The sequence below is a fragment of the Ensifer sp. EB106-05-01-XG146 genome (genome assembly GCF_058791875.1).
Genome location: NZ_JBYTDX010000002.1, coordinates 972,669 through 997,633, shown reverse-complemented (window position 1 = coordinate 997,633; position 24,965 = coordinate 972,669). Strand labels below are relative to the sequence as shown.

Here is a 24,965-nt window from a genome sequence, read left to right as displayed (position 1 = left end):
GCTGCGCGGGGCGCCTGCCGGGAAAATACGGTCCCGACGACAGAAAATCCAGAGCGCGTCGCGCGGCGCTACCCCGAACGATCGCCAAGCACGGCCGGCCGTTTCAGCCCGGCTTGCGCGCGATCACGAGCTTCGCCTTGAGGATCTGCACGACCTCGTTGCGCTGGTTGATCGTCTGACTGATGACGACGGCGATGCCGCGGTCCGGTTTCGAGCGCGAGGGAATATGACCTGAGACCCAATTTCCTTCCAGACTTCGGGAGAGTCTTTGGTTTGCTGTCTTGGCCTCATGCGGCCTGTTTTTCCATAGCCATTTTCTTTGCGAATTCGCTGGGCGTGATATTTCCGAGCGATGAGTGGGGTCTGTTTCGGTTGTACAACACGACGACAGAACACCCACGGGACCGAGGTTCGCGAACTTTTGTATCCGTGGCAGCCCTGGTCCGGGCGATTTGTTCACGTCCATGAGGCGTCCAAAGGGACGCATATTTTCCGCTGCAGCCTTTCTGGTTCTTCTTCTGATCGACTTCTTGAAGTCCCAGCATGGATGTTCGACCGCTCCGTGAGCGGATATTGGCTCAGCCTGCCAGTTCCGCACGTCGATCTCGCAACCCTGCATGCTTTGGCAAAGTTACTGGAAGACGCCGATGCCTCATCGCAAACAGCGGTAATGGGCGCAGCATTGGTCTCTCACGAAACGAGGCAGCCTCAACGAGTATGAGCTCGATCTCTTGCGTCAGCGTTCCCTTTCCGCCCGCTATGAGAAGGCTCACCGCGGTGAACTCGTCGTCACTGTTCCGGTCGGCTTCGTAAAGGCCGGTGACAGTATCGAGAAGGATCCCGACCGACGCATCCAGGAAGCCATTGCACTCGTCTTCATGCCTTCGGCGGTCTGCGGGTCGATGACGCGATCGAAGAGGCACTGCTCGGCGTGGTCGAACCAGGACCCATTGCCGCCGCCATCGAGGCGGAACGTAATATGGCCAGCCAACGCGACCAGCTTCAGGATGCCCTACTACGCGACCTCGAGGCGGCTGATCCGGAGAACAGGCTGGTGACGTCGGAGCTCGAAGCGCGCTGGAACAAGGCGCTTGCTCGCGTCGGCGAGATCGAGGCCAAGATTGCCAAACATCGGACAGTTACGCCGCAGCCGTTGCCCATGTCCGCATCACAGGCAACCGCACTTGCGGGAAACCTTCGCACCGTCTGGACGGCGCCGACAACCGACGCGAGGCTGAAGAAGCGCATCGTGGAAACAGGACCGAACTTGTATCTGCACCGGCCTGCGCATTTCTCCCGCGAGAAGTTCTTCACAAATATCGAAACGCCTGCGTCAACGTCGCCTTGGACGCGACACTCATGGCCTATCCGGATAGGACGCTGCGTCGGGGATCTGAAATCAAGCGCGGGCTTTACAACCGCACTTCCTCCTACGTCCTTGATAATTGGCGCGACGAGTTTGATACGCGTCATCTTTCGCTCGACGAACTGCTGCCGCATTTCATGGTGCGAGAAAATTGTGCAGGTTCGAATATTTAGGTCCGAAGCGTCGATGCCTGCCGCGGCGGTTGAAAGTAGTCCATGTCGAAGACCTTCGTGCAGCGCTGTCTCGACGCAGGCGGGAGGCTGGTCGCGATACGACAGTTCGCCGTCTCCCGCGAAGTGCCAATAAATCGCGACTGGTAGAAAAAAACTCGCCGGACGGCGTGGCCCAGCCGATTGAGACCACCACCGATAAGGTCTTTGCGTGCGACGCCGTTCAGACGCCCGCGCTTTTTGCGGTGCAGCGGCTTGAGAATGGACGTTAGCAAGTCCCTTCGCTTACCCCCGATGCTGAAGGTCGTCCCAGGAGATTGAAGACGAGGTGAACGACCCGGCCAAAGTCGATCTTGTCCACCAGATCAAGGATTTCGAGCCTCATTTTCGGGACGGGTGGCTCTATCAGCAGCACCGATGCTAGCTCTGATTTTGGGAGGGCGCTCTGACATCCCGCCTGTTGGAGAATACCGGAGGCGGGCAACCGTGCGCGCGACCCGCTCGTGCGGGTTCGTCGCAGTGGGATCGACACCAAAGTGCAGAAGGTCACAGGAGATTGGCCGAGACGTTGCTTGGTTGCCGACGCAGTCGCCGTTTTATCCCACAGCGCCAGAAGTATCCGGTTCGCGAACAACATCGCAACTCCTCCGACGAGGGCGACGACGAGAACCAGCTTTAAATACCACACCAGTGAGGGTCGGCCAAAAGATCGAGCAGACCATAACGATTGCTCTCCGGTCACGAACGTAACTAGATTAAGAATGCGTTCGACGATAACCTTCCCGATCACCGTCCCCGCGGAGATGCGGAACTGACGGCTGAACCCTACCACGCGAGAACCATCGCCAAGCAAGCGTCGATTATCAACCGGCGATGAACGGGTACCACGGTTGGAGCGTGCGTCAGGTCGCGCCGTACAGCTCGTAGGAGGAAATCTGCGAAAGGTGAGGGTGGCGACCACCTGGGGAGCAACGGCCACATTCTGCAATAGGCGTAGGCTTCCCCGAAATCAACGTCGCGACGTGAACGATGAATGCGAAACTCGCGGCAAGACTAGGGCAAGCGCGGATGATCGCTCCGAATCGGCTCTTGGAACATTGACTGGCCTCATCCATTGCGCGCTGCCATATATTGCACGTGCAGTGCCGCTAAGCTCGTTCGATTGGTGATCTCCAGTTTGCGGTAAATGTTGTGGAGATGGATCCCAATCGTTCCTTCCGAGGCGCCCAATTTCTGGGCGATCGTCCGGTTCGACAAGCCGCCACATATGAGCGCGGTTATCTCCCGTTCGCGGGCAGTAAGCAGTTCGATCTTCTTCGAGGCTGCATGAGCCGGTTCACTTGCCTTGGCCGCGATCTCGGCCGGCAGCCATTTCTCGCCCTTAGCAACATGACGGAGGCAATCGAGCAGCGCCTCTGGCGCATATTCCTTCAGCAATATTCCCCGCGCCCCGCTGGATATCGCATTAGCAATCTGCGCACCACTTATCGTTGCGGTGAGGAAGACCACCTTCAGACACAGTTGTTCGTCGTTCAGCGCATGCAGCACTTCGAGCCCCGTCATCCTCGGCATCGTCACGTCGAGGACGGCGATATCGGGCATAAGGTCACGAACGAGGTAGAGCGCGTCTTTTCCGTTGGCGGCAACTCCCACCACATCAAAATCAGGTGCGGCCATCAGATTTTGTTGAAGACCGCTGAGCAGCAGAGGATGGTCGTCAGCGAGAACCACTGAATGCATTAGAGCCTCCCCGCCAACCTCGGTAGACTGATACTGATGCCGAAGCCAGGCGCGGTTCGGAAAACCGTGAGCGCGCCTCCGAGCTTGTCCACCCGTGCCGAAAGCGATGAGGGCCTCGGCGATTTCGCCGGGGCCTGCATTCCCGTCCCGTTGTCGTTCAACTCGATTTGCAGACCGCAGTCGCTTTGACGAATTGAGATTCGCAATAGCGTGGCGCGCCCGTGACGCACGGCGTTTGCGACCGTTTCCGAGATCAGTTGCTTGATCTCGTGCACCATCCAATACTGTAGGGTCAGTCCGGGTGGGGTAATGGCGATGGCGATTTGGCAGTTCCATTGGTCTGCCAGCAAGTTCGCGAAGCCCGATAGGCTTTGCTCGAGCAGGTTTGTGACAGGTACTTCGGCGGTGCGATTGTCCTCCACAAAGTGGCGGATACGTTGCTGTTGTTCCAGGATGAGCGACCCCACTTCTTCGAGCGGGAGCTTCGAGTAGCTACCGGCAGCCTCGCCGACGAGCTTCAGTTTCAATCGTGCGGCTGAGAGATTCTGCAAGACACTGTCGTGCAAGTCACAGGCCAGCCGCACGCGTTCCTCGGAGCAGGCGGCTTCCGTTAAGCGCTGTGTCAACGCGAGCCGCTCGAGCTCCGAGCCAAGGCGGGTCGCGATGATCTCCGTCATCGCACTTCCCTCGTCCGGGCGGCGAGGCGAATTGATAACGAATACGCGTCCGCGATAACGCACGCTGGAAAAATATGCCGCTGAGATGCGTCTGATACGCTCGCCTGCGACTGCCGAAAATTCTGGCAAATCCGCGATGAGAAGGAGCAAATCCGCCTCGGTTCTCGATAGCGCGGCCAGACCATCCCCTCGTCGCGGGGGTTGAAGATCGTGGCGCCGCCAGAAATCCGAACGCCCGACATCTACCAGCTTCAAATGGTCGTTCGCCCAGTAGGCGACGCAACCAGTTTCGTCTTCCTGGTCGCGCCAAACGACGAACAACCGAGACCCCCCGAGGACACGGGATCCATGCCTAAACAGCAGCCCCAGCCAAGACGTACGGTCATTGGCAACGGCTTCAAATGGCCACTCGGCGAGCTGAGCCAAGTGCTGGCGGCTGCGCTCACGGTAAGCGCCGAAATAGCCAAGGATCACGGCGGAAAGGACGAAATAGGTGGACCGCATAATGAACAGGTTGAGCTCCGAGTCGCCATCGCTCAGGTCCGGTAAACCAACAACCAACTGGACCAACAACAAAACAAATGCGCCGAATGCTGCCCCTTTCAGACCCCACCGCATCGTCATTGCCAGAAGAACGAAAGGCAAGACGGCGAAGAACGGGCTGGTGAGCTCATTCGTCAGCAGCGTCAACCAGGCAAGGACCACGACGTCGACGACGTGGAATAGGAGATGAACCACGCTGTCGAGCGGCTTGCGCAACGGGCGCAGGACCAACAGAACTGAGAGGAGAATGTAGAAGCCCAGCAGAACCCTCGATTCATAGAGCAGGGATGTCGGCTGGGTGGGATCAAGGTAGATGGCGAAGATTGCGAAAACCGCAGTCACCAGCCTGCCAATGTTAATCAAGCGTTCGGGCTCCGCGCCGAGCAACCAGTCCCCGAGCGAGCGGACCAGGTTCCTGATTATATTGTTTGGCAGGGCGGTGGGCTCAATTTCCGCCTTGCGACCGCAATCCAGGCTCGACATAAGCAACTCCGTCCCGCGGCTGCACCCGGGCTTCGAAATTTATTTAAGTATATGCGAATTCTCACAAGTATCTGTTCAATTGTCAACGGGATGTTTCTTTCCCGCTTCCGGTGGACGTCTCCAAACCCGCCCGGCGCCCAATGTCAGAGCGCGCTCATCTTCAGCCCAAAAGTAAGGTGGCGGCTTCATGCTGACTTAAGTCTTTCTAAGTCTTTTGCGGCTTTCTTAGATCGAGACGGTTCATCCTTTTCCTCAACCTGCCACGCGAAACTCCGCCTTGCCTTCAACCGCTCGCTCTGATTGATGGCCGATAGAAATCGCAAAGCAACGCTCATCGCAGTTGAAAAATCGTCACCAAAGCATGAACACATCATCATGCTTGGAACTATCAACCGGTAATTCCCCCGTTTTCAACGGGGCTCCGCGGTAGAATTCACGCGGCCATTTTCAGTTTCTGTGCGGGCGTGATGCCGCCGATGCCCATATTGGGACGTTCGTTGTTGTAGGTCCATAGCCACTGCGTGGCAAATTCCTGTGCCTCCTCAATGCTTTCGATGATGTGCTGGTCGAGCCATTCATGTCGAACGGTCCGGTTATAGCGTTCGACATAAGCATTCTGCTGCGGCTTTCCCGGCTGGATGTGGCTCAAGGCGATGCCCTATTTCGCTGCCCATTCCATCAGCTTGCCGCTGACGTATTCAGGTCCGTTGTCAACCCGTATTGCCATCGGCTTGCCGCGCCATTCGATGATCTCGTTCAGGCTGCGGATGACACGCTCGGCAGGTAGCGAGAAATCCACCTCGATGCCCAGCCCCTCGCGGTTGAAGTCGTCCAGAACGTTCAACAGGCGGAATTGCCTGCCATCCTCAAGACGATCCGCCATGAAGTCCATAGACCAGACCAGGTTCGGTTTCTCCGGTACGGCCAGAGCATCCGGCTTCTCGCGCTTCAACCGCTTGCGTGGTTTGATCCTGAGGTTCAGTTCCAGCTCGCGATAGATGCGGTATACCCGCTTATGGTTCCAGCGATGCCCCCGGACATTACGCAGGTAGAGAAAGCAAAGGCCGAAGCCCCAGCTCTTCTTCGCCCGCGTCAACCCGATCAGGAGATCGGCGATCTGCTCGTTCTCGTCGTTCAGCTTGGCGCTGTAACGATAGCAGGTCTCGCTGACACCAAAGGTGCGGCAGGCGAGTGCAATGCTCACCCCGTGCAACGCCACCGCTTTCCCGGCCATCCCTTGGCCGACAGGAAAATGCTCGCATTTGCCGAAAGGCTCCCGGCGTTGAGATGGCCGCGTCACTTTTTTCTAAGAGCCTCTTTGAGCAGTTCCGCCTGCATGCTCATCTCCGCATACATCTTCTTCAGCCGACGGTTCTCGTCTTCAAGAGCCTTCATCTGGCTGATCATCGACGCGTCCACGCCGCCGTATTTGGCTCGCCATTTGTAAAACGACGCCGTGCTCATCCCGTGCTCCCGGCATAGATCAGGAACGGCAACGCCGCCCTCCGCCTGGCGCAGGATTGCAAGGATTTGCGGTTCGCTGAATCTGCTCGTCTTCATCAAAATCTCCTCGATCATAAAGCCCGAGAAAATTCTACTTTTGAAGTCCGTTATTCGGCGGGGGGATTACCAACCAAGTGACCCGATAGGTGCGTAGCGATCTATACCGGATGCTATATTGCGTTTCCGGGTTCGATAATGTTGAGTACGTTGAGATGATGGAGGGCTGTAAAAATTGAGTTCCGGGGCGAATGTCGAGGCTGTTAGTGGCCTGCCCGTGTCCGGTGCAAGGATATCTATTATCGTTCCAGCACTCGGTGCAGGTGGAACCGAACATGTGGTAAGCCTTGTTGCAAACCATTGGGTTCGCATTGGCTGTGTCGTAACACTAATTACCCAGGAAGCGCCGGCAGCCAAGCCCTATTATGAGTTTGATCCCAGCGTCTCCATCGAGCGAATCGGTTTGCCGCCGCAAAAGGCATCGAAGCTGCAGGCCGCGTGGTTGGTGACGAGGAGAATCCAGCGGTTGCGCGCCGCCATAAGGCGCTCACGTCCCGACTTTGTGCTTAGCTTTCTTACCCGGACGAACGTGTTGGCATTGTTGGCCACCACCGGCCTGCCATATCCCGTTGTCGTATCCGAGCGCAATAATCCGGAGTTGCAGCCGTTCGGCCCGCTTTGGAAGTGGCTTCAGGCGCGATTGTATCCGCGTGCGTTCGGGCTCGTCACGATGACAAGTGGCGCCCTCGACTACTTCCCATGGGAGGTTCGTCGGAAGGGTTGGGTGATCGCCAATGCCGTCAATCTACCCAGCGGGTGGAAAAAACGGCGTGGCAATAATACTTTGACCGCGGTCGGACGCTTGACGTGGCAAAAAGGTTTCGATTTGTTGTTGCAAGCCTTCGCAAAAGTCGCCCCTAAACACCCTGACTGGAAGCTAGTCATTTGGGGGGAGGGCGAAGCCAGAAAAGAGCTGGAAGACTTGCGCGATCAACTTGGATTGACTGAGAGAGTGGAGTTGCCCGGCGTCACAGCGCGCCCAGGGCTCTGGGTGGAGACTGCCGACGTCTTCGTCCTATCATCACGCTACGAAGGATGGGGCATAGCGTTGCTTGAAGCTATGGCCTCCGGCGTACCCGTGGTTTCCTTCGCATGCGAATGGGGGCCGACGGACATGGTGCGCGACGGGGAAAACGGGATCCTCGTTTCCAATGGCGACGTCGATGCACTTGCCGAAGCGCTGTCCAATGTTCTCGAGAACGACGCTCTCAGGGCTCGACTTGGCGCGAATGCGGAAGCCAGTGCAAGAAAATATTCAGCCGAGAACATACTCGCTCAGTGGGACACAATCGCGCGATCCGCTTTGAACCATAGAACCGAATTTACGATCTCTTTGTCGCAGGAAGGAGATTCCTTAGCCTGCCGGAGAGGCAGCGAAGGCTTATAGGCAATGAACCGCCCGGCACCGGAGCCATTCATGAACAGGTTCGATCTTTATGACCGAGCGATTGTTGCCGCGGATCAACCGTCTCCTCCGAAGCGTTCCGTGTTGAACCCAATGGGCTCGCTGAATGCCCACGTCCGCTGCGCATCACGCCTCGTGTCGTCGGCGCTTGCGACAGAACCTCGCAGCCCAGCCGGCAAAACCAGCTGCTCGAACTTCCAGGCCGGCATGCCGGAAGGCACCTCACCGCCGGTTCATCGTCCTCACCAGCAGCGGACGGCTGCGGCAACGTTGGAAGTGACGCTGTCGCAAGCGCAGAGGAGGCTGATAATCGTTCGAACGCGACGGACCGGTTAAACTTGCGGCCGCAAAGGAGGTCGAACTCACCCACGCTCGTAGTGTCGTGGAGACATTGTATTCCGGAAGCGGCTTCACGTCGGCCGGAACATGCAAAGTCTTGCCATTCGGGAAGATCTCGACCAATTCCTGGCGCGACATGCGCGGTCACGCGCGCACTAGCCCCACATCGGAGATGGACGAAAGGGCGCGCCCGATGTGGGATGGTAACCAACGCCGCCGACCTGCATCTGCAATGCCGCCAGTTTGGTGTCCCTTGGAGGAAGAAGTGCATCGCGGTGCCGAGCGTATGCTGGCCGTTTTTGGCGACACCGGAAATGCGCGAACGTCCGCGGAGCATGTTGTCGGTGGTCGGCGACCGGTAGGCGGAGACGACATCTATGTAGTATGTCGCGCCGTTGGGCAGATAGCCTTCCCAGACGAGATCAAGCAGACGAGCAAACATGCGGGCCGGCTCGTTGCGGCGCCTTGAAGTGTCTGAAGGAGTTGCCGGGCGGCGGCATTGGGATGCGAGTGCCGAGGATTTGCCGGGCAATCGCTTCGCGTACCGGGGCAAACACTGCGCATGGCCGACCCAAGCGCTAGGCCGACCTAAGCGCCGGCCGGCAAATGAGGTTCCTTCTGCCGGACCCGGTCTTGCCGGCCGGCGCACAGATGAGGCCAGACCGGCCGACGGCACATCGCGCCGCCGGAGACGCACCACGATCCCGATTGAGGGCGGTATACAACCGAGACGGGACGTATTCTCCTAAGCGCGCCGGCGATAAGCGACGTACATTCCCAGCAGCCAGATAACTGACATGACGATATGGGCGATATTGGCTCCCATAGCACCTAATTGTGGGATAAAAATCAATGCCGTGGCGTAGAATCCGACAACCGCGACGAGTACGCTCGAGAGGATCTTGTTCTCCTCACCCATCGCCAGAAGCGCCGAACGAAAGACGGCCCCGACCAGCGTAAGGGTTACTGCAATGGACTGAACCATCACAAGGGGTGCGGCGCCGGCGAATTGTGGCCCCGCCGTCCATTTCAACACCGGTTCAATGCCAAGGTAGAAACCGATGATCATCGCGACGCCAAATGCAAGAAGTAGCCATTGCGTCTGCGACACCGCGCGACGGAACTCGGAATGGACGCCTGAGACCCACACACGAGCGAGCTCAGGATAGAGGACGGCCTGGACCTGCACCCCAGCCTGTTGTGCAAGTCGGCCGAGACGCTTGGCGATATGAAACATTCCGGCTGAAGTCGGATCGGCGAGATAGCCAACAAGCAGCGTGTCGAGCTCATTGGCGCTGGCGCGAATGGTAAGCGACACATTCGCCGAGATCGCGAAACGCCACAGCCCGGGAAAGCGCGTTCGGAGCCGCGCCAGCGAGACCGATGCCAGCCCGGAAAGCAGGCCTTCGCGTTTGAGGGCAAGGAGACAAAAGGCAACCAGCGAGATGGAGTTCAAGATCTGTGTGGCCATCCAGATCAATGCGAACTCGAAGAGTCCCGCCCCGGCAATATAGCCGAGAAAACAAAGGGCGACACGCAAGAGGCTGGATATTACCTGGCCATAGGCAAGTGACGCGTACCTACCGAACAGCCTGAGGACGGCGGTCGGCATGCCGGAAATCTGGAAAGGCAGGACAAAGCAATAGACAAAAGCCAATCCCTTGATTTGCTCCGAAACGCCCATGAAAGGAGCAGCGAAAAGAACCAGCATGATCGCTATGAGGCAGGCTGCGATTGCAGCTGCCACATCAAGCAGCAACCCGAACTTCAGGATTGCTCGCAGATCACCGTCGCGCCCGGCCTCCTTCGCTTCGGCTCCGAACTTGATGAGCGGCTGCCAGGACTGAAAGCTGACAAGTCGCTCGACCGCTCGGGTGAAGGCAAAGCATAGCGCCAAGGTGCCGTAGTCGGCCGGGCCGAGCGCCCGTGCGGTCAAAGCGAAACCGGCGAGCCCTACTATTGAGCCAAGGAAGTTGCCGGCCAGCAGATGCGCAACCGCCTGCAGCCTATCCTTTAGGCTCCTTTCTTTACTTAAGACTTCTTTGAACGCCTGCCTGGCGCGTCGGAGTTTCTTGCGGATGGTCACGCGCGTTCCAGAGTGCAATGCCAGCCATGCTGGCGAGCGACAAAAATTTTCGGTAAGCCGTTAGCAGTAATCCGCTAGGATATTCACAAATGCAATAATCTATAAATTCGTAGTTGTACTATGGTGTCATCAGGCGCCGAAATCATGAGATCATTCTCCAGAGTAGCGCGGCATCCGAATATATACTCGCAGTGATGCGATTTGGAGCATCGTGACAGCGCCTATAAATGTACCCGCGCGATCAAGTCGAGCGCAAGTCGAGGCCTGAATGGGAAACCAGGTCTTTTGCACCCGGTGAAAGCCGTAATCGACATAGTTGGAGAATACGCTCCGCCTGTTTCGCGCTTAGATAATCCATAAACCCATGCGCTTTTCCTCGACGCATGCGCAGGCTTTCGTCATCGCTGCGGTCGTAATCGTGAGCGGGTATTCCCTCAACGCGCTCGCGGCTTTGCATCGCATCAAACTGCGCCGCACGCACCGCCTTTTCGAGGTTGACGTCATCGACCGTGCAACCTAGAAACTGAAGAACGTTGCGCGTGTGGCGGCTTGGATCTGCAGAAAGGTCCTCGTAGCTGAGAATATGGTGCCTCCGGCGCTGCAAGCCGCTCGCCCAGCCGTTAAGGTAATCTATCAGGCTAGGAGCACCTTGGATGGCATCTTCAATAAACGCGTCAATATTACCGTCGAAGCGATGCTTGTGTCGCGTCGCATGGAAGTAGGCTGATACCAGCACGTCGCGAGGGTCCCTGATCATCAAGATTGCTGGACGCATGAGGAAATGGCTCGTTCGGTACTCGAGATGGCTGACCAAGATTTTCGGGATCTGACCATTTTCGAAGCGAAATGCGGGAATGCCTCTTATCCCATCGAGATCATAGTTGGGGATAATCGAAAACATGTTGTGAAGATTTACGGCTTCGCCTTCGCCGGCGACCCCAGCGAAGTATTGAGACAGGAGGAAGCGAAACCAAGTCCTTCCTGATTTCGGGTAGGAAATCAGAAAAGCGTCCGCCGATATCGCATGAGAGGTTAGGCTCATACGCTTGCGTATTCGCCTGGCAACACGCTTCAGAATGCTGCTCATCCGCATCCCCCTGATCGCGCGCTGAAGACCGTCCCCGCAGCGGCTAAAACAGAATGTACTTCAACAGCGATCGGGAATCTAGCTGCGGTTCTAGAATTGAATGCGACGGGAAATCAGAACGGAATGGCTATGCGACGATCGGTCACCTCGGAGACCAGGGCCGGACCGTCACGGGCGCCGAAAAGCTGCCGCCCCGACAAGCAGTGACCTTGCCCCCAAGTTTTATCCAGTTTTGAGTTTGCTCCAGCGGTTTTGGGTTGCTGTATTGGGGGCGGTAGCGGCGGGTTGCGGTGCGGAGCCATTCCGGCTGCGCAGCACCGCATCACGTCGCGGGTTGATTGTCTGAGCGAACTCGGCAGGTGTCATCCAGCCGAGTCCAGAGTGTGGTCGATGATCGTTGTAATCGCTGCGCCAGTTTGAAAGCGCCGATCGAGCATGGGCCAGTGACGAGAAGAGCGTCTCATTCAAGAGCTCGTCGCGCAGCCGCCCATTGAAGCTTTCGATGAAGGCGTTCTGGATCGGCTTGCCCGGCGCGATGTAGTGCCAATCCACCTTGCTCCGATCCGTCCATTGCAGGATCGCGTTACTGGTGAACTCACTGCCATTGTCGCTGACGATCATCTTCGGCTTGCCTCGTCCCTCGATGATCCGATCCAGCTCACGGGCGACCCGCAGGCCGGAGAGCGACGTGTCGGCGACGAGAGCCAGGCATTCCCTGGTGCAATCGTCGACGACCGTCAGAATCCGGAACCTGCGGCCATCGGTGAGTTGATCCGACACGAAGTCCAGTGACCAGCGATCATTGGCGGCAAGCGGGATCAGCATCGGTGCTCGTGTGCCTATCGCTCGTTTCCGACCGCCGCGCTTGCGCACCGTCAGCTTCTCTTCCCGATAGAGCCGGAAGAGCCGCTTGTGGTTCACAAGGTGACCCTCACGCCTGAGCAGCACATGAAGGCGTCGATATCCAAAGCGGCGGCGTTCATGCGCCAGCGCCTTCATCCGCTCGCGAAGGTCATGGTCATCGCTGCGCCTGGTTTCGTAACGGATCATCATCCGGCAAAAGCCGATGGCTTTACACGCCCGCCGTTCGCTCATCTGGTGGTGATCCATCAGATGAGCGACAGCTTTCCGCCTTGCTGCGGGCGTCACCACTTCTTTCCCAAAAGGTCTTTCAAGGCCGCATTGTCGAGCATCGCATCTGCCAGGAGCCGTTTCAGCTTCGTGTTCTCGTCTTCCAGCGTCTTCAGCCGCTTGGCTTCGGATACGTCCATGCCGCCGAATTTGGCCTTCCATTTATAGATGCTGGCATCGCTGACGCCGTGCTTGCGGCAAAGCTCCGAGACGGGCGTGCCAGCCTCGTGCTCCTTCAAAATGACGATGATCTGTTCGTCTGTGAAACGGTTGCGCTTCATTCCCTGGTCCTCTCAATGGGCCAGAGCTTACTTCAAAATGGATTATTTCAACGGGGCAAGGTCAGCAGGAAAAGACACCAGAGGGCAACAAAGCAAATGGACCGCTCAAGTAACGCTCGTTTGTTCGGTGGCATAGATCATTCTTGTCATTTGAGGCTTGCTTGCGCAGCCTGCTCTGTATGTTGCCCGGCTGAGCGCGGCATCGGTTGAGAAAATACGACCGTGACAACAGAAAATCCAGACAGTCGCTTCAGCTCGGCTTTCGCACGACGACGAGCTTCGCCTTGAGGATCTGCACGACCTCGTTGCGCTGGTTGATCGTCTGGCTGACGACGACGGCGATGCCGCGGTCGGGTTTCGAGCGCGAGGGAATGATCTCGACCACCTCGCTTTCGACATGCAGGGTATCGCCGGGCCGCGTCGGGGCCGGCCAAGTGATGTCTCCCCCCGCGCCGATGAGGCCACCGGCGAAAGGCAGGCCGGTCTCCACGTTCAGCCGCATCGTGATCGCCGCCGTGTGCCACCCGCTTGCGGCCAGGCCCTTGAAGAGCGTGTCACTGGCGGCCGCCTCGTCCAGATGAAACGGCTGCGGGTCGAACTGTGCGGCAAAAGTCTTGATCTGCGCCTCGTCGACCGTATGCGTCGCGCTGGTAAAGCGTTGTCCGACGTGAAGATCCTCCAGATAGAGACTACCCGGTCTGGAACCTTGCATGGGCCTTCCTCCCTCCATCGTATCTTCAAATTAGTGTGTGCCACCCGCGCCGGCGCCGCCGAGTTGGATCTTTCGGGTAAAGAGCAGCGCGATGGCTGCAAGCGCCAGCACGATCCCGATCACCGCGAAGGTATCACTGAAACCGAGGATCAGCGCCTGCCGGCGAACCGTAGCACCGATCACGGCGATCGCCTTGTGCTGTGCGACGGCGGCATCGGTGACGCCATGCGCCATGAAATGCCGCGTCAGATCGCCGATCCGGTCGCGGACTTCGTCGCGATAGACAGTCACCGACTGGCCGATGATGTTCGAGTGAAACTGCTCACGCTTGGTCAGCACCGTCGCAAGGGTGGCCGTGCCGACGGCGCCGCCGAGATTGCGCAGCATGTTCGACAGGCCCGAGGCGGCTGCCGCATCGCTTGGAGCGATACGGGCGGTGGTGATCACCGTGATCGGCGTCAGCACCAGCGCCTGACCGATGGCGCGTACGATATTCGGGATGAAGAACTGGTCGCCGGCACTGTCCAGCGACAGCGTCGTGTTCATGAAACAGCTGGCCGCGAAGATGCTTATGCCGACGAAACCGATGTAGCGCACGTCGAACCGCTTCATCAGCGCCGGCACGAGCGGGATGATGAGAAGCTGCGGCAGCCCGGTCCAGGCAAGCACGAGGCCAATCTGCTCGGCATTGTAGCGCTGCACCTGGCCGAGATACTGCGGCAGGATGTAGACCGTGCCGAACAGGGCGACGCCGACAAGCACGTTGACGAGAACGCCGACCCCGAAATTGCGTTGCTTGAGCAGGCGTAATTGCACCAGTGGCTTTTCGACCTTGAGCTCTATGATGATGAAGGCGATCAGGAACACGGCCGCCGTCAAAGCGAGCTTGACGATGAACGGCGATTGGAACCAGTCGTCCTTGTTGCCTTCCTCCAAAACCGTCTGTAGCGCCGAAAGGCCGATGGCCATGGTAATAATGCCGGCCCAATCGCCCTCCTTGAGCAGGGACAATTGCATCGGCTTCTTCTCAAGGGTGAAGTAGAGCGCAATTACCATCACCAGGCTCGGCGGGGCGTTGACGAAGAAGATCGACTGCCAGCCATAATTCTCGGTGAGATAGCCGCCGATCGTCGGGCCAATCGCCGGGGCGAAGGTGACCGAGAGCGCAAACAGCGCCAGGCCGAGCGGCTGCTGCGCTTTGGGCAGGCGGGTCAACACCATGGTGAAGGCCATCGGAATGAGCACGCCGCCGGCAAAACCCTGCAGACCGCGCAGCGCAATCATCGAGCCTAGATCATGGGCAAACGCACAGGCCGCCGAAAACAGCGGAAACAGGATGGCGTTCGTCAGCATATAGCGCCGGAACGAGAAGACGCGGCTCAAATAGTCGGTGAGCGGGATCGCGACGATTTCGCCGATGAGATACGAGGTCGATATCCAGGCGCCGTTGTCGACGCCGGTACCGATGCCGCCTTCGATATCGAGCAGCGAGGCGTTGGTAATCTGGATGTTGAGGATCGCCATGAAGGCGCCGATCAGGCCGGCAAGAACGGAAATCCAGGCCGTCGTACTTGCCTTGTCGGGCGACGTTGCTGCGGGCTCACGCACGCCGGGTGAAACCATGGGCATCGTGGTGGTGGACATTGCATCCTCCTGCCAGCCCTCAAAGCTGGGAACGGCGCCTGAGCGTCCTTCAGTTTATGCTTGCCGACACGGCGGCCACCGCCGTTCCTGCGGTTCGGGTGTCGATCGTCGGGTAGACGGACATGCCGGGCCGCAGCACCACGTCGAGCGGACTGTCGCGATTGATCACGATCTTGACGGGGATGCGCTGCACCACCTTGGTGAAGTTTCCCGTCGCATTGTCGGGCGGCAGCAGCGCAAATTCCTGGCCGCTTGCCGGCGAGATGCTGTCGACGTGGCCCTCGAAGACCTGGCCCGGGAAGGTGTCCACCTCTATCGCCACGGTCTGGCCGGGAACGACATCGGCAAGCTGTGTTTCCTTGTAGTTGGCAACGATGTAGGCCGCGTGCGTGGGAACGACTGCCATCAGCTGCGTTCCGGCCTGCACATATTGGCCGACGCGCAAGGTGCGGTTGCCGATCACGCCGTCGATCGGTGCTGCGAGCGCGGTGTAGGATAGGTTGAGCTCGGCCTGATGCTCGGCCGCTTTCGCGCTGTCGAGCGCGGCCTTTGCCTGTGCGACTTCGGCTTTGATCACGTCGAGCTGCTTGACCGCGCTTGCGAGCGCTGCCGTGTCGCGCGTCACCGCGGCCCTTGCAGCGGCAATGCGTGAGGCCGCCTGTTGCGCGTTCTGCAGGGTGCCGAAGCCTTGCCTTGCGAGCTCCGAATAGCGCCTGTCGTCCTGCTCGGCGAATGTCTGATCCGCCTTGTCGGCCTCGACCGTCGCCTTGGCCGAATCGATCACGGATTGCTGTGCGATGAGAGCCGATTGCTTGTTTGCGATATTGGCCTCGGCGGCTTCGACGCCGGCCCTGGTCTGTTCGAGGCTGACCGTGAAGTCGCGATCGTCGATGCGGGCGAGAACCTGTCCGGCCTTGACCTGCTGGTTGTCGGTGACCAGTACCTCGGCGATATGGCCCGAGACCTTCGGGGCAATGGTCGTGCTATCGGCCTTCACATAGGCGTCGTCGGTCGACACCTCGAAGCGACCCGTCGTCCAGTAAGCCCAACCGAAATCGGTGGCGCCGGCGACGGCGGCGATGGCAACGGATGCGAAAAGCACATTGCGAAGCCAGCGCCTGCGGGTTCCGATAGCGTTCGTGGCGTTCACAGTCGGGATGACAGGCAGCGTCCGCTGTGCCTCCACGCCGGGCACGGACTCCATCGGTTCCACGGGCTGGGCATTTTCGATGCTGAATGACTGCTGGCTCATTTCCGGTTCCTTTCACCGGTGCGGCGCGCGTCGAAATGAACGGTTGGCCAAATAAGGAAACGTTATGCTTTCCAAAATATTCGCGCCGCCGATTGCTGTCAAACGAATTTGGAAAGTTTGGCCATTCCATAATCTGAGCTGTCACCCAGGTAACATGATTACGAGGCGTTCGGGATCGACGGCGCCCGCGCCATCTTCAGTTGGCCGAACATGACCGCTATCTCAATGCGGCTACCGGGGCGCATATTCCGCGTGAACCTCACGACTCGGTTCTGAGGTATTGTCACGCCGAGCCCTTAAAGCCCGGCCTGTCGCATCTCGCTTGCCAGAAACTCGGTGAAGGCCTTCACCTTCGGCAGCAACAGCCGATTGGTAGGATAGACCGCGTAGATGCCGCGTTCGGCGAGCTTGTGACCAGGCAGCACCTGGCAGAGCTTGCCCTCGGCAAGCAACGGCGTGGCGATGAAGGAGGGCAACACGCCAATGCCGATGCCCGCCTGAATCATTTCGCTGAGCATCAGGCTGTTGTTGGCGACGAAACGTGCCGGCAGGTCGATCATGACGGCGCCGTCAGGCCCTTCCAGCCTCCAGCTGCCGGGCTGGTCGGCCAGGCGATAGGTGAGGCAATGGTGACTCTTGAGATCGGCAACGGTCGCGGGCGTGCCATTGTCTGCGAGATAGGCCGGGGCGGCGCAGATGACTTGGCCAATGTCGCCGAGCCGCCGGGCGATCAGCGATGAATCCGTCAGAGCCGCGCGCACCCGGATGGAAACGTCAAAGCCTTCCGAAACGACGTCGAGCACGTGGTCGTCGAGCGTCATGTCGACCTTCAATTGCGGATGAAGCGTCATGAAGCGCGCGAGCATCGGCGCAAGCACGGTCAATCCGAAGGAGAGAGGCGCATTGAGCCGGAGCCGGCCGTTGATCTCGCCTGCCTCGCCGGAGGTGGTGCGCTCCAGATGATCGAGCTCGTCGAGAAGCCGGCAGCATTCGGAAAAATAGGCGCGTCCGTTTTCCGACAGGCTCATGCGCCGGGTCGTGCGCACGATAAGCACGGCCCCGAGCCGTTCCTCCAGTTGCCGGACCTGCTTGCTGATCGACGCGTTCGACTGTCCGAGCTCCTCCGCCGCCTTGTTGAAGCTCTGAAGCTCGATGACGCGGCGGAACGAACGCATGGCGGCCAGCAGATCCATATTTTCTCCAGAGTAAATTATGTTTTCCGTTCATCGCTGATTATTCGCATCAACGCTAGCAATATCGTGAGCCCAGCTTCCTGATGTCGATGGAAGACCAGAAGAAGGAGTTCATCATGTTCAACACCGCAGTCCTGGAGCGTGTCTTGGTCGCTTCTCTCGTCGCCAGCCTCTTCGGCGGCACGGCCTTCGCTCAGGAGGTCGGCAAGAGCCCGTGGGGACCGAAGGACGAGATCGGGCGCCTCAACCTCATCACGCCGGATTCCCGCGCCGCCATTTTGTCGCGGATAGAGGGCAGCAAGTCCTACGACCTCGCGGTCGAGTATTTCATCGGCATGCCCAGCTGGGAGGCGGCCGGGGACCCGCCCTACCAGATGTGGATGACGCACACGCCGAATGGCACTCTGGTCTCCGATCCGATGAAGGTCGGCAAGGAGATGAACGCCCATGTCAGCTACACCGGCTCGGCGGTTTCTATGTATGCCCACATGGGCACCCACATTGACGCGCTCAATCACTTCGGCCTGAACGGCAAGATCTGGAATGGCTATGCCGCCGCCGATCACCTCGGGGACCAGGGTTGGACCATCACCGGCGCCGAAAAACTGCCGGCGATCGTTGCGCGCGGCGTGATGATCGACGTCGCGGCAGCGAAAGGTATGCAGATGCTGCCCGACAACTACCGGATCACGCGCAACGATCTCGAAGACGCGCTGAAAAGCCAGGGCGTGACGCTGGCGGAGGGCGATGTCGCCTTGATCCGCACGGGTCGCATGCAGAACTACGAAGACAAGTCCGCCTATATGAGCAACCCTCCCGGCCTCAGCATCGACGCGGCAAAGTTCCTCGTCGAGGACGGCGGCGCCATGGTGGTGGGCGCCGATAACCTGAGCTTCGAAGCCTTCCCGGCCGAAACGGGAAACAACTACATTCCCGTTCATACCTACCTGCTCGCGCAGCAAGGCGCTCCGATCATCGAGCTCATCAATCTCGAACAACTGTCCAAGGACAGGGTCTACGAGTTCGCCTTCGTTGGTGCGTCCTTGAAGTTCCGCGGCGCCGACGCAGCTCCGATCCGGCCGGTCGCCTTCCCGTTGCGATAGGCAGATGCCGTTAGGCCATAATCGGCTGACCCGAGTGCCGCGGGATTGCCCCCGCGGCACTCGCCGTTTCCGCAACAAACACCGCCCGATATCCCTGCCGCATTGCGACGTCCGTACACGAAAAATCTTGACATTGCACACAAATGCACGAAATTGCACGACCGCATGACAGCCATTATCAATGGAGGGCGCATGAGCATTGCACACCGAATTCAAGTGGAAGACGTCACTATTCTCTCGGATGATTGGTACGTCCTGAAGAAAACCACCTTTTCCTTTCTGCGCGAGGACGGGAGCTGGCAGCGGCAATCACGGGAAACCTACGATCGCGGCAACGGCGCGACGATCCTGCTCTACGATCCGGTCCGCCGCACCGTGATCCTGACCCGACAGTTTCGCTACCCAGCCTTTGTTAACGGCCATGACGATCTGCTCGTCGAGGCCCCGGCGGGACTGCTCGACAACGCCGAACCGGAAGCGCGCATCCGCGCGGAAACGGAGGAGGAGACGGGCTTTCGCGTGCACGACGTGCGACAGGTGTTCGACGCCTTCATGAGCCCAGGCTCGGTGACCGAGCGCCTGCATTTCTTCGTTGGCGAGTACCAGCCCGGCGACCGCACATCGCAAGGCGGCGGCAACAAAGACGAAGGCGAGGATATCGCAGTTCTCGAACTTGGCATAGACGAGGCGCTTGCCATGATCCGCTCTGGCGCCATCCGCGATGGCAAGACGATCATGCTCCTGCAGTACGCCGCCTTGAACCTGTTCTCCAGCTCAATGCCCATTGGGGTCCCGGCAGGCTGAAGCGATGGCGGTCGCCCGAACCGGCGGTCGGGACACCTCCCAGTAACCGACTACCTTGCCCTTGCAGCAGCGTCTGCGGATATCCATGCCGCTCCTGTCTGACGGTGGTGGAAACCATTGGAAAACGGCCTGTTTGGGTAAACGCCACCAAGATCCGCCTGTGCTTCACGTGGTGAGCATCGCCCGGCGATGACATCGTCGAAGATGCGGGCCACGGCCGCCATGTCGCAATCCTGCGGCGACAGCCGAATGCGGGAAACGCCGCCAGCGGCAAGCTCCGGCAGTTCCTGCAGCAGCGCCTGGCAGGTGTGCGACATGGTCTGTACGCCGTTCAGCGCCAGTAAAGGCTGGCTGTCGAGGGTCTCGACGGTCAGGCCGTCAGGGTCTTCGCCGCAGATGAACTGGCAATTGTCCTTGATCAGCCCCTTGGAGCGGGCATGGGCGCAACGCGCCGAAATCGCCAGCGGTACGCGGCCGAACGCGAAGACCTCGAAGTCGACCCCCGGACTTTCCTCGATAATGCCGCGCACCGACGTCATCGGCAGTTCAGGCGGCAGACAGATGCTCGTCGCGCCCCTCGACCCCAAGAGCCGGGCGGTCGCGCCGTTATAGACGTTGACCAGCGGCCCGATCGAATGCGGCTTGCCGGCAAGCAGGTGCAGCGCGGATAGGTCATTGACCTCGATCGGATGGGCGCTGTCACGCACAAGCCCGCGCACCAACTGGCTTTCACGTTCCAGCGTCACCAGCGCGAGCGAGGCGAGGCTTACTTGCTTGCCGGCATTCTCCAGCCGTTCGATGACCTCGCCGACAAAGGGCTCGATGAAATGCAGCCGCTTCGAGCAGACGGCCTCGCCGATCGTGACGTGGGCGATCGGCGCTTCGTCGGCAATGCGGAAATAAAAATCGCGCCATTTGGGGCCATCCCAGAGATAGTAGACCGGGCCGAGGCTCAGGACGGGCTTGGATGGGCTTGTCGATATGGTCATGGGCCGATTACCTCCAGCGCTTTTCGTAGGCGCCTGTTGTCGTCTTCTGGCCTTCGCTGAGCGCCTTCAGCCGCGACATCAATGCGGGCCGCTCGGTGGCGCTGGCGGTCAGTGCCCGCCGCATCACTGACACGACCTCGGCGACATAGGCTTTGCCGCGCTGCCGGCCCTCGATCTTCAGCGCGCTGACGCCGGCGCTGCGCAGGGCATCGATATGGTCCATGACGTCGAGTGAAACCGGGTCCTCGAAGGCGTAGCCGCGGTCCTCCGCAATGTCGAAGCGCCCCTTGCAGAGCGTCGGATAGCCAGAGGCTTCGCCCGCCGGGAAGCGGTTGATCGTGTAATCGCCGAGCTCAGACACCAGCTCGCGTCCGTCCTGGCGATAGCGCACGTGGCTTGCGGGCGAGCAGACACCGTTCATGTTGGGCGACTTGCCGGTGGCGTAGGAAGAAAGCGAACAGCGCCCCTCGGCCATGACACAGAGGCCGCCGAAGGCAAAGACCTCGATCTCGCAATCGATCTGTTTGGCAAGGCGAGCGATGTCGGCGATCGTCAGGGTGCGCGGCAACACAACGCGTTTTGCCGCGAAGGTCTCGACGAGGAAGCGCACGGCGTCGGCATTCGAGGCCGAGGCCTGGACGGAAACGTGCAGCCGCTGCTGCGGATGGCGTTCCACCGTATAAGCCATCAGGCCGAAATCGGCGAGGATGACGGCATCGGCACCAAGCGCCACGGCGTCATCCACCGCCTGATGCCACAGCGTCTCCTGGCCGGCGCGCATGAAGGTGTTGATCGCAACGAAGGTCATCACCCTGCGCTGTTTGGCATAGGCAATTGCCGTTCGGAGTTCGTCGCGTGAGAAGTTCAACCCCGGAAAATTGCGGGCGTTCGTCTCGTCGCGAAAGCCGCAATAGACCGCGTCGGCGCCGGCATCGACGGCTTCGCGGAAGGCAGCGGGTGTGCCGGCGGGGCAGATCAGTTCCATTGGGGAGCCTCCTCCTTGAGAACGCGGCCAAGCGCCCGTTCGCGGATCTGTTCTCCCGCGCGACGCACGAGCGGCGCCAGCGGTCCGGCCATCTCAGCGAGATCGCTTGGAAGGTCGATCTCGCAATCGTCGAGTGCGTTGCGCAGCGCCAGCATCGCCTCCATGTCGCCGCTGACGGCAAGATCGCGCGAGAAGAAAACGGCGTCGCCGTCGATGCGGCCCTCGAGCAGCGCCAAGAGCAGTACGAGCTCGCCTTCCATGCAGGCATCGGAAACCGGCGCGCGCTCCTTGCGATGTACGGAGATGCGCGGCACGGCCGGTTCGACAAGGAAGCCGATCGGCAGGTCAGACGGCTGGAAGGCGTAGCGCTTGGCTGCATGATCCGCGAGACGGTCGAAGAGGCCCGGATGGCTCGCGATCACGCGGGCAAAGACGCGCTGCACCACGCTTTCGATGGCGATGATGGGAACGAAGCTAAGGGGGGCGGTGATCGCGAGCGGAAGTGTCATTTGCTACCTGTGGAGCGTCGGAATCGAACGATGCGGCGCATGCTAGTCGCCTGCTGCCGGTCGTTGTTTGCGCCACGTCAAAGACAAGGACCATTCGCCGCCACAAACAGGCTCCATGAACAGGACCTTTCGCCCGTCAAAGGGCTTTGCAACGCTTCAGGATTTTATCGACGTGCTCGAGCGCGAAGGCGATTTGAAGCGGATTTCGCGACCGGTTTCGCTGGTGCATGAGGTGACCGAAATCCACCGCCGCGTGCTTGCCGCCGACGGGCCGGCGCTTCTCTTCGAGCGGCCGGTCGATGCGACAGGCGCCGCACAACCGATCCCGCTTCTGACCAATCTCTTCGGGTCGGAACGCCGGATCGAGCGTGGTTTCGGCCTGGCGCCGGGCGGGCTCGATGCGCTTGCGGGTGAACTTGCGGAGCTGCGCGATCCGAGAGCGCCGCAGTCGCTGCGCGACGCCTGGGATCGGCTGCCTCTGCTCCGATCGGCGATGTATATGCGGCCACGAAAGGTAACGCGTGCGCTGTGTCAGGAGGTCGTCTGGCGCGATCAGGAAATCGACCTTGGGCGCCTGCCGGTTCAATGGTGCTGGCCGGGAGAGCCGGCGCCGCTGATTACCTGGCCACTGGTGATCACGCGCGCGCCGGATGATCCGTTCGATGTCAATGTCGGGATCTATCGCATGCAGGTGCTGGGGCCCGATCGCGCCATCGTGCGCTGGCTCGCCCACCGCGGCGGCGCCCGCCACCAGCGTCTCTGGCAACGCCTGGGTCAGGACATGCCGATCGCGGTCGTCATCGGTGCCGACCCAGCGACGATCCTTTCTGCGGTCATGCCGCTGCCGGACGGACTGAGCGAGCTGAATTTCTCAGGCCTGCTTCGGCGCGGCAGGACGCAACTCGTGAAGGCGAAGACCGTGCCACTTTCAGTGCCGGCCAATGCGGAGATCGTGATCGAGGGTACGGTCTCGGCGAGCAAGACCGCGGAGGAGGGCCCCTATGGCGACCATACCGGCTATTACAATTCGGTGGAGCCGTTCCCGGTCATGCGTCTGTCGGCGATCACCATGCGTCGGAATCCGCTCTATCTTTCCACCTATACCGGCCGACCGCCGGACGAGCCTTCGCGGCTCGGAGAGGCGATGAACAGGCTGTTCGTGCCACTGGTTCGCAAGCAGTTTCCGGAGATATCCGATCTCTGGTTGCCGCCGGAGGCCTGCTCCTACAGAGCCATGGTCGTCGCGATCGACAAGCGTTATCCCGGTCAGGCCAAGCGCGTGATGATGGGGCTTTGGTCTGTCTTGCCGCAGTTCAGCTACACCAAGCTGATCATCGCCGTCGACCCGGATATCGACGTGCGCAACTGGTCCGACGTAATGTGGGCTCTTGCAACCCGCTTCGATGCCAGCCGCGACGTGACCGTGATCGAGGGCACGCCGATCGACTATCTCGACTTCGCGTCGCCACGCTCCGGCCTCGGTGGCAAGCTCGGGCTCGACGCCACCAACAAGATCGGCGCCGAGACCGACCGTGAATGGGGGCGGGTGCTCGAAATGTCGCCGGAGGTCGTGGGTCAGGTCGATGCGATCTGGGCCGGTCTCGGGCTTGGAGGGCTGACCCGATGAACCGGTTGAAGATCGTCCTCGGTGTCACCGGGGCTTCGGGTGCTGCGATTGCGGTGCGCATCGCGCAGCGGCTCAGCGAAATCGAAAGCGTCGAGCTGCATCTGGTTCTGTCGCCGGCGGCGCACCGCACGCTCGCGCATGAGGTCGGCGCAGGCGCTCTTCCATCCCTGCTGCGTCTGGCCGCGCGGACCTATGACCACGCCGATATCGGCGCGGCGATTGCGAGCGGATCGTTTTCGACGGCCGGCATGATCGTCGCGCCGTGCTCCATGCGCTCACTTGCGGCGATCTCTGCCGGCATGGCCGATAACCTCGTGGTACGGGCAGCCGACGTGCATCTGAAGGAGCGGCGCAGGCTGGTGCTGATGGCACGCGAGACACCGCTGCATCTCGGTCACCTGCGCAATATGTGCGCCGTCACGGAAATGGGGGCGATTATCATGCCGCCGGTGCCGGCCTTCTATCATCGGCCTGAGAGCGTCTCGGCCATCGTCGACCATCTGGCGGCCCGAGCGATCGACCTGCTGGCACTGCCGATCACCCCGCAGGCTATGGCCTGGCAGGGTGAGGACCAAAAATCATCGTGATCTAGGAGACGGTGGCCTGAAGCAGCGGATCGGCGCCGAACAGGACCTCGTGGCCGCCAAGCAGCAGCCACACGGCAATCGCGACGGTGGCAAAGGCGGCGATGATCATCACGGGATCGGCGCGCAAACGGGTTTCGCCTCGAATGATGGCCGCAAAAGGCCAGACTGACGTGCCCTTCGAGGCCGCTTGCCAGCCGTCACCCAAACGCCGGCGGGCACGCTTTTCAAGCATGAAGAAGCCACCGGCGGAAAACAGTGCGAAACCGCCGAAAAGAACCAGCGCGCGCAAGTCGCCATTGGGCACGATGTGACCGGCGGCCCAGAGCAGGAAGCCCCAGAGCACCGGGTGACGGGTGATCGTTACGATGGCGCCGGGCCGCTCGTTTCCCTGATAGATGGAGATCGACAGCGCGTTTTCGCTGAAGAGGCCAGCCAGCACGAGAAAGATGCCGAGTGGCGCCAGCACGAAGGTTACCCAGGCCTGCCAGGCTGCCGGTTCCCAGAGCGGGATGAAATCGAGCTGAAGGGCCGCGTGAAAGACGAAGCCGAGAGCAAGCACGGAAAGAAGCGAATATACCGCGAAATAGGTCGAGCGACCGAGCCGGTCGATCAGGCCCTGGCGTAACGCCGGCCAGGCCGGCACCAGATGGAGCAGCAGGAAGACGGCGAAGGCGAGGAGAAAATAGGTCATA

Annotated in this window: 22 protein-coding genes and 1 pseudogene; 6 read left to right on the top strand and 17 right to left on the bottom strand. The window is 60.1% G+C overall.

Annotated elements, in window-relative coordinates; genetic code table 11:
• Nucleotides 1–103: 103 nt before the first annotated feature.
• Nucleotides 104–466 carry a hypothetical protein gene (locus AC3WVQ_RS24690; RefSeq protein WP_492383095.1) on the bottom strand — a complete coding sequence of 121 codons (363 nt, stop codon included), beginning with the start codon at nucleotides 464–466 and terminating at the stop codon, nucleotides 104–106.
• A gap of 303 nt (nucleotides 467–769) precedes the next feature.
• Nucleotides 770–991 (bottom strand): hypothetical protein, encoded by a 222-nt coding sequence (locus tag AC3WVQ_RS24685; RefSeq protein WP_492383094.1) that lies wholly within the window; start codon nucleotides 989–991, stop codon nucleotides 770–772.
• A gap of 368 nt (nucleotides 992–1,359) precedes the next feature.
• Here AC3WVQ_RS24685 and AC3WVQ_RS24680 point away from each other — a divergent pair, with 368 nt between their 5' ends.
• Nucleotides 1,360–1,539, top strand: a complete 180-nt coding sequence (locus AC3WVQ_RS24680; protein WP_492383093.1) for a hypothetical protein — start codon at nucleotides 1,360–1,362, stop codon at nucleotides 1,537–1,539.
• Nucleotides 1,540–2,643: 1,104 nt separating this feature from the next.
• On the opposite strand, the gene AC3WVQ_RS24675 is transcribed toward AC3WVQ_RS24680, so the two are convergent.
• The 3 genes and pseudogenes from AC3WVQ_RS24675 to AC3WVQ_RS24665 form a co-directional block, all read right to left on the bottom strand.
• A complete protein-coding gene (locus AC3WVQ_RS24675) occupies nucleotides 2,644–3,276 on the bottom strand; it encodes a response regulator (protein WP_060529178.1) in 633 nt (210 codons plus the stop codon).
• Entirely contained in the window at nucleotides 3,276–4,979 is a 1,704-nt protein-coding gene (locus AC3WVQ_RS24670; protein WP_156623676.1) for a sensor histidine kinase, read from the bottom strand. Before AC3WVQ_RS24670 ends, AC3WVQ_RS24675 begins: the two co-directional genes overlap by 1 nt.
• A 433-nt stretch (nucleotides 4,980–5,412) precedes the next feature.
• Nucleotides 5,413–6,539: pseudogene (locus tag AC3WVQ_RS24665) on the bottom strand (IS3 family transposase).
• 175 nt (nucleotides 6,540–6,714) lie between these two features.
• Between AC3WVQ_RS24665 and AC3WVQ_RS24660 the strand changes: the two are divergent.
• Nucleotides 6,715–7,926, top strand: a complete 1,212-nt coding sequence (locus AC3WVQ_RS24660; protein WP_060529176.1) for a glycosyltransferase family 4 protein — start codon at nucleotides 6,715–6,717, stop codon at nucleotides 7,924–7,926.
• A gap of 28 nt (nucleotides 7,927–7,954) precedes the next feature.
• On the opposite strand, the gene AC3WVQ_RS24655 is transcribed toward AC3WVQ_RS24660, so the two are convergent.
• From AC3WVQ_RS24655 to AC3WVQ_RS24620, 8 genes are all read right to left on the bottom strand, one after another.
• Complete coding sequence (locus tag AC3WVQ_RS24655) at nucleotides 7,955–8,725, bottom strand: peptidoglycan L,D-endopeptidase MepK (RefSeq protein ID WP_492383092.1); 771 nt, start codon at nucleotides 8,723–8,725, stop codon at nucleotides 7,955–7,957.
• A gap of 303 nt (nucleotides 8,726–9,028) precedes the next feature.
• Entirely contained in the window at nucleotides 9,029–10,369 is a 1,341-nt protein-coding gene (locus AC3WVQ_RS24650; protein ID WP_060529027.1) for a lipopolysaccharide biosynthesis protein, read from the bottom strand.
• A 241-nt stretch (nucleotides 10,370–10,610) separates the two neighbouring features.
• The gene (locus AC3WVQ_RS24645; RefSeq protein ID WP_082572824.1) at nucleotides 10,611–11,456 is read right to left on the bottom strand and encodes a sulfotransferase domain-containing protein; all 846 of its coding nucleotides are present in this window, start codon (nucleotides 11,454–11,456) and stop codon (nucleotides 10,611–10,613) included.
• A 222-nt stretch (nucleotides 11,457–11,678) separates the two neighbouring features.
• Nucleotides 11,679–12,868 (bottom strand): IS3 family transposase gene (locus AC3WVQ_RS24640; RefSeq protein WP_112773475.1). Its coding sequence is split into 2 segments (ribosomal slippage): nucleotides 11,679–12,619 and nucleotides 12,619–12,868, totalling 1,191 coding nucleotides; the frame shifts between segments, so codons are not numbered across the junction.
• A gap of 250 nt (nucleotides 12,869–13,118) precedes the next feature.
• Nucleotides 13,119–13,580, bottom strand: a complete 462-nt coding sequence (locus tag AC3WVQ_RS24635) for a MaoC family dehydratase (RefSeq protein ID WP_342242313.1) — start codon at nucleotides 13,578–13,580, stop codon at nucleotides 13,119–13,121.
• A gap of 30 nt (nucleotides 13,581–13,610) precedes the next feature.
• Nucleotides 13,611–15,203, bottom strand: a complete 1,593-nt coding sequence (locus AC3WVQ_RS24630) for a DHA2 family efflux MFS transporter permease subunit (RefSeq protein WP_492383304.1) — start codon at nucleotides 15,201–15,203, stop codon at nucleotides 13,611–13,613.
• 70 nt (nucleotides 15,204–15,273) lie between these two features.
• Nucleotides 15,274–16,476, bottom strand: coding sequence for an HlyD family secretion protein (locus AC3WVQ_RS24625; protein ID WP_060529031.1), 1,203 nt, complete (start codon nucleotides 16,474–16,476; stop codon nucleotides 15,274–15,276).
• Between the two features lie 296 nt (nucleotides 16,477–16,772).
• Nucleotides 16,773–17,669 (bottom strand): LysR family transcriptional regulator, encoded by an 897-nt coding sequence (locus AC3WVQ_RS24620; protein ID WP_492383091.1) that lies wholly within the window; start codon nucleotides 17,667–17,669, stop codon nucleotides 16,773–16,775.
• A gap of 116 nt (nucleotides 17,670–17,785) precedes the next feature.
• Here AC3WVQ_RS24620 and AC3WVQ_RS24615 point away from each other — a divergent pair, with 116 nt between their 5' ends.
• Together AC3WVQ_RS24615 and AC3WVQ_RS24610 are read left to right on the top strand one after the other, a co-directional pair.
• The gene (locus tag AC3WVQ_RS24615) at nucleotides 17,786–18,772 is read left to right on the top strand and encodes a cyclase family protein (protein ID WP_342242311.1); all 987 of its coding nucleotides are present in this window, start codon (nucleotides 17,786–17,788) and stop codon (nucleotides 18,770–18,772) included.
• Nucleotides 18,773–18,964: 192 nt separating this feature from the next.
• A complete protein-coding gene (locus tag AC3WVQ_RS24610; protein ID WP_492383303.1) occupies nucleotides 18,965–19,576 on the top strand; it encodes an NUDIX domain-containing protein in 612 nt (203 codons plus the stop codon).
• 50 nt (nucleotides 19,577–19,626) lie between these two features.
• Here AC3WVQ_RS24610 and ubiV read toward each other — a convergent pair whose 3' ends face one another.
• The 3 genes from ubiV to ubiT are packed head-to-tail and all read right to left on the bottom strand — an operon-like array spanning nucleotide 19,627 to nucleotide 22,059.
• On the bottom strand, nucleotides 19,627–20,565 hold the full coding sequence (gene ubiV, locus AC3WVQ_RS24605) for a ubiquinone anaerobic biosynthesis protein UbiV (protein ID WP_492383090.1): 939 nt from the start codon (nucleotides 20,563–20,565) through the stop codon (nucleotides 19,627–19,629).
• 7 nt (nucleotides 20,566–20,572) lie between these two features.
• Nucleotides 20,573–21,550 (bottom strand): ubiquinone anaerobic biosynthesis protein UbiU, encoded by a 978-nt coding sequence (gene ubiU, locus AC3WVQ_RS24600; protein WP_492383089.1) that lies wholly within the window; start codon nucleotides 21,548–21,550, stop codon nucleotides 20,573–20,575.
• Nucleotides 21,541–22,059: a ubiquinone anaerobic biosynthesis accessory factor UbiT gene (ubiT, locus tag AC3WVQ_RS24595; RefSeq protein ID WP_060529036.1), complete on the bottom strand. Its 519-nt coding sequence runs from the start codon at nucleotides 22,057–22,059 to the stop codon at nucleotides 21,541–21,543. The genes ubiU and ubiT overlap by 10 nt, the downstream gene beginning before the upstream one ends.
• A gap of 115 nt (nucleotides 22,060–22,174) precedes the next feature.
• Between ubiT and AC3WVQ_RS24590 the strand changes: the two genes are divergently transcribed.
• A complete protein-coding gene (locus tag AC3WVQ_RS24590; protein WP_492383088.1) occupies nucleotides 22,175–23,686 on the top strand; it encodes a UbiD family decarboxylase in 1,512 nt (503 codons plus the stop codon).
• Nucleotides 23,683–24,273 carry a UbiX family flavin prenyltransferase gene (locus AC3WVQ_RS24585; protein WP_113293273.1) on the top strand — a complete coding sequence of 197 codons (591 nt, stop codon included), beginning with the start codon at nucleotides 23,683–23,685 and terminating at the stop codon, nucleotides 24,271–24,273. Before AC3WVQ_RS24590 ends, AC3WVQ_RS24585 begins: the two co-directional genes overlap by 4 nt.
• Before the next feature lies 1 nt (nucleotide 24,274).
• On the opposite strand, the gene AC3WVQ_RS24580 is transcribed toward AC3WVQ_RS24585, so the two are convergent.
• Nucleotides 24,275–24,964, bottom strand: a complete 690-nt coding sequence (locus AC3WVQ_RS24580) for an NnrU family protein (protein ID WP_113187775.1) — start codon at nucleotides 24,962–24,964, stop codon at nucleotides 24,275–24,277.
• Nucleotide 24,965: the final 1 nt, after the last annotated feature.